We start from the raw sequence: 7429 nt of genomic DNA on the forward strand, positions 1-7429 counted from the left end.
GGCGCCCGCCCGCGCCCGGCGCCCGCCCGCGCCCGTCGCCGGCCGCCCGGCCGCGCCCGGAGGCCGGCCGCCCGCAGCCGCCCCTGCCTCATTCCATGACTCCGCTTGCATCGTCCGAGTCATCAATGATAGAGCTATAGCATCTAGCCTATTGAAAGGGGCATGAGATGAGATGGTCTCTGCGCGGGAGCCTGCTGGCTGCCGCGGCGCTGATGCTTGGCCTGCCGGCCGTCGCGAGCGGCCTGGACGTGGACGTGACGGCGGCGCCCTACAGCGCGGCCGGCGACGGCGTGACGAACGACCGGCCGGCGATCCAGAGAGCGATCGACGCCGTCTCCGCGGCGGGCGGCGGCAAGGTCACGCTGCCGGCGCCGAAGACGTACCTGACCGGCAACCTGCTGCTGAAGAGCAACGTCGAGCTGAACATCGCCAGCGGCGCGACGGTCAAGCAGAGCCAGGTCGTCGCGCACTACGCGAACAGACCGATCCTGGGATCGATCATCGACGAGACGATCCCGTGGAACTTCACCTTCTACCGCAACCACCCGCTGATCTACGGCGGCAGCGTCAGAAACGTGAAGGTCACCGGCAGCGGCACGATCGAGCTGACTCAGACCGCCGACGCGAACCTGGCGATCCGCAACGACGCGGTCGGCATGTGGGACGTCTCCGGGTTCGAGATCTCCGGCATCCACGCGATCGGCGGCACGACGCCGTACATCGGCCTCTACTTCAACGCCAACGGGGTCGTGCGCGACACGACGCTCAACCAGCCGGCGGGCGGCGCCGTCTCGGGCGTCGAGGTCGTCAGCTCGCAGCACATCGTGGTCGAGAGAAACGTGATGCGCAACCCGGACGGCAGCCCCGGCGCCACCGACGACGGGATCGCCCTCTCGACGACCTACGGCGACCCGCGCGCCACCGGCTGGTGGAGAAGCAACGTGCCGAGACCGCTGCTCGACATCGTGATCCGCGACAACGTCGTCGAGGCGAGATGCTGCAGCGCGCTCGCGTTCATCCCGTGGGGCACCTCCGCGCCGGACAAGCGCGACGTCGAGTTCCGCGACATCCGGATCGAGAACAACGTCCTCAACGCGCCGACCGACTGGGACTCCGTCAAGTGCTGGTGCGACGACCCGTGGAACGGCTCGGCCGGCCCGGCGTACACCTCGGCGGAGGACGACCAGTCGCCGATGACGAACGTCACCTTCTCCGGCAACAGATACTCCGGCGACGTCAGCAGATTCCTGAAGGCGAGAATCAGCGGGATCCAGGGTGCGCCGTTCCACCCCGGCAACCCCTACCTCAAGAACGGCGGCTTCGAGGACACCGGGATCGCGTACTGGTCGAAGTCGGGCACCGACAGACAGGTCGGCGCGGAGAGCTACGTCGCCGGGCAGACCGGCAGATGGTTCGGCTTCATCACCAACTTCGCCGACGGCTACACCGCGCTGGCGCAGGGCGTCGGGCTCCCCGCGAGCACCAGATACACGTTCCGCGCGAAGATCCAGACGAGCGGCGACCCGGTGCGGATGTACGTCCACAACCAGTGCACGGGCGCGACGGTCGCGGCGAAGTGGGTCAGCGGGACGGGCTGGAGCACCGAGGACCTGTCGTTCACGACCACGACGGCGTGCTCCAACTACCACGTCGGGATCGACTCCTCCGGCCAGACGAGAGGCTGGGGCCGGATCGACGACGCGCGCCTGCTCGGCGACGTGATCGTCGCCGGCGACGCCCGCATCGGCTACTCCGGCGTCTGGCAGCAGTGGCTCGATCCCGCCGACGCCGACGGCACGCACATGCTCGCCGTCGCCGACAGAACGACCGCGAACGTCACGTTCGAGGGCACGCGCGCCAGATGGCGCACGATCGTCGGCCCCAACGCCGGCCTCGCCGACGTCTGGCTCGACGGCGTCTTCAAGGGCACGGTCGACATGTACAGACCGGGCTTCAGCCGGACCGAGGTCTACGACACCGGCACGCTGACGAGAGGCACGCACGTGCTCGGAATACGGCCGACGTGGACGAAGAATCCGCTGTCGGCCTACACCTACGTGACGATCGACGCGATCGACGTCTCGGGCTGGTGAGGGAGTGGAGGCGGGGGGAATCGAACCCCCAACTCCGCCTTGCAAAGGCGGCGTGTTCCCGTTAGCACTACGCCCCCGGGGAGACGCTGCATGCTAGCCCGAATCGGAAGTCAGAGCAGTCCGAACGCCTGCGCGACGCCGACGGCGGAGGTCGCGGCGAGCGCGATCATCGTCGTCCAGGCGATCGCGTCGGCGGAGAGGCGCAGGTTGAGGCCGGTCTGGTGGGCGACCAGGACGCAGTTGACGCCGGAGGGCATCGCCGCCAGCAGCGGGTAGGGGCCGGGCAGCCTGATCACGAACAGCGAGACGGCCAGGACGATCACCGGCATCACCATCATCCGCAGCGCGACGACCGCTGCGATCGGACGGCTGAGCGGGGGCGGGAAGCGGAACTCGCCCTCGTCGGCCTCGTCGGAGAGGGTGATGCCGACGACGATGAAGCCGAGCGGCACGAGCAGGTAGACGGCGATCTTCGACGGCGTCACGAGCGCCTCGGGCGCCCACGACTCCGGCACCAGCAGCGCCGCCGCGACCGCGTAGAGGACCGGGTTGCGCAGCAGCGTCGTGATCACGTGGCGGCCGATGTGGCGGTCGCCGCCGGCGGTGCCGAACAGCGCGCCGACGGTGAAGCTGCCGAGGATGAACGTCGGCGAGGAGACGAGCGCGTCGTACGCGACCGACTGCGTGAACTCCGCCTGCGAGAACAGCGCCGCCACCAGCGGCAGGCCGAAGAAGCCGGTGTTGGCCTGGATCACGCAGACGATCGCGGCGCCGGTCGAGGGGCGGTCGAGGCCGAGCGGCCCGCGCGCGAGCCAGAACATCGCGAAGCCGAGCGTCGCCAGCAGCACGAGCGCGAGCACGAGGCCGACGGCGAAGCCGCCGCCCGGATGCAGCCGCGCGATCGACACGTAGGCGACGAACGGCATCAGCACGAACAGCATCAGCCGCACGATCCGCTCACGCCACACGCGCGCCGCCGCGCCGCCGATCCTGCGCTCCAGCGCGACACCCGCCGCGAGAGAGATGAGGACGAACGCGACGACGATGAACACGTGGCCCCCATGCTCCCACGAATGGTCGGACCGCCGCCGTCCGGTGCGACGCCGGCGGCCGCGAGTACGCTGACCAGCGACCGTGATCCGCCCCTCCTCAACGCTGCTGCTGCGCGACGTGCGCCCGCCGTGGTGGGCCGGCGTCGTCGCGGGCGCGGGCGCCGTCGCCGCCACGACGGTGCTGATCTATCCGCTGAGAGAGATCGTCCCGGCCGTCTCGACCGGCGTCGTCTACCTGCTCGCGGTGCTGCTCGTCGCGACCTGGTTCGGGCTCTGGGTCGGGCTCGGGACCGCGCTCGCGAGCGCGCTCGCGTTCAACTGGTTCCACATCCCGCCGACGGGCAAGTTCACGATCAGCGATCCGCAGAACTGGGTCGCGCTGATCGTCTTCCTCGTCGCCGCCGCGATCGAACGCGAGACGCTGCAGCAGGACCTCGTCGAGACGCGCGCGCTGCGCCGCAGCGACGACATCAAGACCGCGCTGCTGCGCGCCGTCTCGCACGACCTGCGCTCGCCGCTGACCGCGATCGCGACCGCCGGCGAGGCGCTCTCCTCGCCGTCGCTGACCGACGAGGAACGGGCCGAGCTGGCCGCCGCGGTGACCGGCGAGGCGCAGCGGCTCTCGCGCCTGGTCGACAAGCTGCTCGACCTCTCCCGCCTGCAGGGCGGCGCCGCCGACCCGCGCACCGACTGGGTCGCGGTCGAGGAGCTGCTGCGCGCGGCGATCGAGGAGACGCCGCACGGCGCCGGCTTCAACGTCGGCATCGACCGCGACCTGCCGCTCGTGCGCGCCGACGCCGTGCAGCTCGAACGGGCCTTCGCGAACCTGCTCGAGAACGCCGCCCGCTACGGCGGCGACCAGCCCGTCGCGGTGCGGGCGCGCGCGGTCGGGCAGCGGCTGCTGATCCGCATCGTCGACCAGGGGCCGGGGATCCCGGGGCGCGAGCTGGAGCGGATCTTCGAGCCGTTCTACCGCGCGCCGGAGCGGAGGGGTGACGGGCACGTCGGCTCCGGGCTCGGGCTGGCGGTCGTGCGCGGCTTCGTCGAGGCCAACGGCGGCCGCGTCTGGGCCGAGTCGCTGCCGGGGCAGGGGACGACGTTCGTGGTCGAGCTGCCGGTCGAATCCTCGCCTGAGGGCTCGGATTCGATTGGAAGGACTCGCCTGGCGGCTCGCTCTTCCGGCGTGGTCGCACCGTCGGAGGGTGCGTGATGGCCGGCCGGATCCTCGTCGTCGACGACGAGCTGCAGATCCTGCGCGCGCTGCGCGTGATCCTGCGCGACGCCGGCTACGAGCCGATCACGGTCGCGACCGCCGAGGAGGCGCTCGACGCCGCCGCGACGCGCCCGCCCGACGCGGCGATCGTCGACCTCGTGCTGCCCGACGGCGACGGGATCGAGATCGCCCGCCAGCTGCGCTCGTGGAGCGAGATGCCGATCCTCGTGCTGTCCGCGGTCGGCGAGGAGGAGCAGAAGGTGCGCGCGCTGGAGGCCGGCGCCGACGACTACGTGACGAAGCCGTTCGGCGCGCGCGAGCTGGTCGCGCGGCTCGGCGCCGCGCTGCGGCGCGCAGGCCGCACCGCCGACGAGCCGGTGATCGCGGTCGACGGGCTGGAGCTGGACCTGGCGCGGCGGGTCGTCCGCCGCGACGGCGAGGAGATCCACCTGACGCCGATCGAGTACGACCTGCTGCGCGTGCTGGCGCGCAACCGCGGCCGGCTGCTGACCCACCGCGCGCTGCTGACCGAGGTCTGGGGACCGGCCTACGGCGAAGACATCCGCACGCTGCGGACCCACATCGCGAACCTGCGCCACAAGATCGAGCCGCCCGGCGGCGGCCCGCGCTACATCCGCACCGACCCGGGCGTCGGGTACCGCTTCGCCGCCTGACCTCGGTGTGGATGACGGAGGTGTGGCCGCTGGGCGCTTGCCAGGCGCGGCGCGTGCTGGTGTGATGCCCGCACGATGCTCGCCTCCCTCCCGGATCTGCTGCTCGCGTCCGTCCTGCTCGTGAGCGCGGGGGCGAAGCTCGCTCGCCCGCGCGCGGCGCAGGCGGCGCTCGCGACCTACGGGCTGCGGTCGCCGCGGGCGCGTGCCGCGATGTGGGGGCTCGCGGTGGCGGTCGAGGGCGCGCTGGCGGTTCTGGTGGCGCTCGGCAGCGATCTCGCGGCGTGGGCCGCGGCGGCGCTGATGGCCGGCTTCGCCGCGCTGCTGGCGCGGGCGCTGCGGGCCGGGCGGGCAGGACAGCCGTGCGGCTGTCTCGGCGCGCGCGGGCGGGTCGGGGCGGGCGCACTCGTGCGGGCGTTGGTGCTGGCGGTCGCGTTCGCGGCACTGCCGTTCGTGCCTGACGTCGACCCGGCGGCGACCGGCTGGCTGGCGCTCGGGCTCGGGCTGGCGCTCGCCGGCCTCGGCGCGCTGGCCGTGCTGGTGCTCGCGCTGGCGCGCGAGGTCGGCGAGCTGCGGGCGGCGCTCGGGCCGGCGCCCGCGCTGGAGATCCCCGGCGAGGGGCCGCCGCTGGGCGTGCCGGTCGAGCTGATCGAGCGCTTCACGCTCGCCGAGCGGACCCGCTACGCGGTCGCCGTCTTCAGCTCCGAGGGCTGCGCGCTGTGCCAGTCGCTGAGACCGGCGATAAGCCTGCTGCGCAACGACCCGCTGCTTGCGGTGCTGAGCTTCGACGAGGTCTCCGAGCGCGAGGTGTGGCACGCGCTGGCGATCCCCGGCAGCCCGTACGCGGTCGTGCTCGGACTCGACGGGACCGTGCTCGCGCAGGGCACCTTCAACGGCCTGCGCCAGCTCGAGTCGCTGGTCGCAACGGCCGCCGCGCGCGAGCGCGAGCTGCTGGAGGCGTTCCATGCGTAGGTGGCGTCGCGAGGAGGCGGCCGCGGCGGCCGCGGGCGGCGGCGAGGCGGGTGCGGCTGGCGGTGAGGCGGTCGCGGGTGGCGGGCGCGTCTCCGACCGGCTCGCGGCCGGCACCTCCCGCCGCGGCTTCCTCGCGCGCACGAGCGCCTGGCTGGTCGCGGCGGCGGGCGGCGGAGCGGCGCTGGAGGCCGGCGTGGAGGACGCGGAGGCGTTCCACTTCTGCGGCCACATCTACACGACCGCCTCCTGCCCGCACCCGACCGGCCTGCCGCGCGTCGACCTGCGCGGCTACCCGCTGCGGGCGCGCGACGGCAAGCCGATCGACGACCTCGGCCGCCCGGTCGACCGCGACGGCTTCCCGCAGGACGAGCGCGGCCGGCGGCTGCGCGATCCCGACGGCCGCCCGCTGCCGCCGGCGCCGCGCAGCAGGCTCTGCCAGGAGGTCGTCGCCGAGCGCTACGACCTGCGCACGCAGATCGACGGCTCCTGGTACCGCTGCTGCGGCGGCAAGGTGCGGCGGCTGGTCGACTGCTGCTCGACCAGCAGGACGCGCATCAACGGCGACGCCTCGCTGAGAGGCTATTGCTACGGCGATCGCAGGGTCTTCTGCGTCATGTACTTCCAGACGCAGGTGCCGTGCTGACCACCGCGCTGCTCGCGCTCGTCGCGTTCGCGGCGGGCGTGACCGGCGCCTGGTCGCCGTGCGGCTTCTCGATGGTCGAGACGCTCGCGAGCGGCGGGCGCTTCGGCGCGCTGCGCGAGGGCGGCGGGCCGGCGCGCGTCGTCGCCGTCGCCTGCGCGACCTTCGCCGTCGGCGCGCTGGTCGGCGGCGTCGTCACCTTCGGTGCGCTGAGCCTGCTCGGGCGCGCGCTCGGCGCGGGCGGCAGCGGTGCGCTCGGCGCGGCGGGTGGGAGCGGCGGCGGGCTGGCGCTGGGGATCGCGGCGGCGCTGGCGCTGGCGGCCGCGCTCGCCGACGGCGCCGGGCTGCGGGTGGCGCCGCAGATCCGCCGGCAGGTGCCGGAGCGGTGGCGGCGGACGCTGCCGCTGCCGCTGGCCGCCGCGCTCTACGGCGTGCTGCTCGGGCTCGGCTTCACGACCTTCGTGCTCGCCTTCGCCGTCTGGGCGCTGGCGGGCATCTGCGTCGCGCTCGGCGCGCCCGCGACCGGCGCCGTCGTCGGGCTCGCCTTCGGCCTCGGCCGCGCGCTGCCGGTCGTCGCGATGGCGCCGCGCTGGGAGACGCTCGGCGTGCGGCTGGCGACGCGGATGGCGGAGGAGCCGCGCCTGCTGCGCGCGCTGCGCCGCCTCGACGCCGCCCTCCTGCTCGCCGCCGCAGCCGCGCTGCTGCTCGGCGGCACGACCGCGTCAGCTAGCGCTGACGCCGCACCGCCTTCCGCCGCGCCCGCGCCCGCCGCCGCGCCCGCCGCGCCC

General features: G+C 73.6%; 6 protein-coding genes, 1 tRNA gene and 1 pseudogene. 6 read left to right on the forward strand and 2 right to left on the reverse strand.

What is annotated here, in order from left to right; all coding sequences use genetic code 11:
- The first annotated feature begins 167 nt into the window (after positions 1 to 167).
- Positions 168 to 2093, forward strand: a complete 1926-nt coding sequence (locus tag Q7L73_RS28280; protein WP_304696178.1) for an endopygalactorunase — start codon at positions 168 to 170, stop codon at positions 2091 to 2093.
- Positions 2094 to 2098: 5 nt separating this feature from the next.
- Here the strand turns inward: Q7L73_RS28280 and Q7L73_RS28285 are convergent.
- Together Q7L73_RS28285 and Q7L73_RS28290 are read right to left on the reverse strand one after the other, a co-directional pair.
- A tRNA-Ala gene (locus Q7L73_RS28285) sits at positions 2099 to 2170 on the reverse strand.
- Between the two features lie 33 nt (positions 2171 to 2203).
- Complete coding sequence (locus Q7L73_RS28290; RefSeq protein ID WP_304696180.1) at positions 2204 to 3145, reverse strand: AEC family transporter; 942 nt, start codon at positions 3143 to 3145, stop codon at positions 2204 to 2206.
- Between the two features lie 82 nt (positions 3146 to 3227).
- Between Q7L73_RS28290 and Q7L73_RS28295 the strand changes: the two genes are divergently transcribed.
- The 5 genes and pseudogenes from Q7L73_RS28295 to Q7L73_RS28315 all read left to right on the forward strand — a co-directional run.
- Positions 3228 to 4355, forward strand: coding sequence for an ATP-binding protein (locus tag Q7L73_RS28295; RefSeq protein WP_304715781.1), 1128 nt, complete (start codon positions 3228 to 3230; stop codon positions 4353 to 4355).
- A complete protein-coding gene (locus tag Q7L73_RS28300) occupies positions 4355 to 5032 on the forward strand; it encodes a response regulator transcription factor (RefSeq protein WP_304696183.1) in 678 nt (225 codons plus the stop codon). The genes Q7L73_RS28295 and Q7L73_RS28300 overlap by 1 nt, the downstream gene beginning before the upstream one ends.
- A gap of 75 nt (positions 5033 to 5107) precedes the next feature.
- The gene (locus Q7L73_RS28305) at positions 5108 to 6001 is read left to right on the forward strand and encodes a MauE/DoxX family redox-associated membrane protein (protein ID WP_304696185.1); all 894 of its coding nucleotides are present in this window, start codon (positions 5108 to 5110) and stop codon (positions 5999 to 6001) included.
- Positions 5994 to 6644: a hypothetical protein gene (locus Q7L73_RS28310; RefSeq protein WP_304696187.1), complete on the forward strand. Its 651-nt coding sequence runs from the start codon at positions 5994 to 5996 to the stop codon at positions 6642 to 6644. Before Q7L73_RS28305 ends, Q7L73_RS28310 begins: the two co-directional genes overlap by 8 nt.
- Positions 6638 to 7429: pseudogene (locus tag Q7L73_RS28315) on the forward strand (hypothetical protein); the annotation flags it as partial. The gene Q7L73_RS28310 and the pseudogene Q7L73_RS28315, both read left to right, overlap by 7 nt.

The sequence above is a fragment of the Conexibacter sp. CPCC 205762 genome, assembly GCF_030646155.1.
GTDB lineage: Bacteria > Actinomycetota > Thermoleophilia > Solirubrobacterales > Solirubrobacteraceae > Conexibacter.

What these genes read in the sequence shown, in the direction of transcription:
- Q7L73_RS28280 (WP_304696178.1), top strand. Translation starts at nt 168, where the DNA reads ATGAGATGGTCTCTGCGCGGGAGCCTGCTGGCTGCCGCGGCGCTGATG.
- Q7L73_RS28300 (WP_304696183.1), top strand. Translation starts at nt 4,355, where the DNA reads ATGGCCGGCCGGATCCTCGTCGTCGACGACGAGCTGCAGATCCTGCGC.
- Q7L73_RS28305 (WP_304696185.1), top strand. Translation starts at nt 5,108, where the DNA reads ATGCTCGCCTCCCTCCCGGATCTGCTGCTCGCGTCCGTCCTGCTCGTG.
- Q7L73_RS28310 (WP_304696187.1), top strand. Translation starts at nt 5,994, where the DNA reads ATGCGTAGGTGGCGTCGCGAGGAGGCGGCCGCGGCGGCCGCGGGCGGC.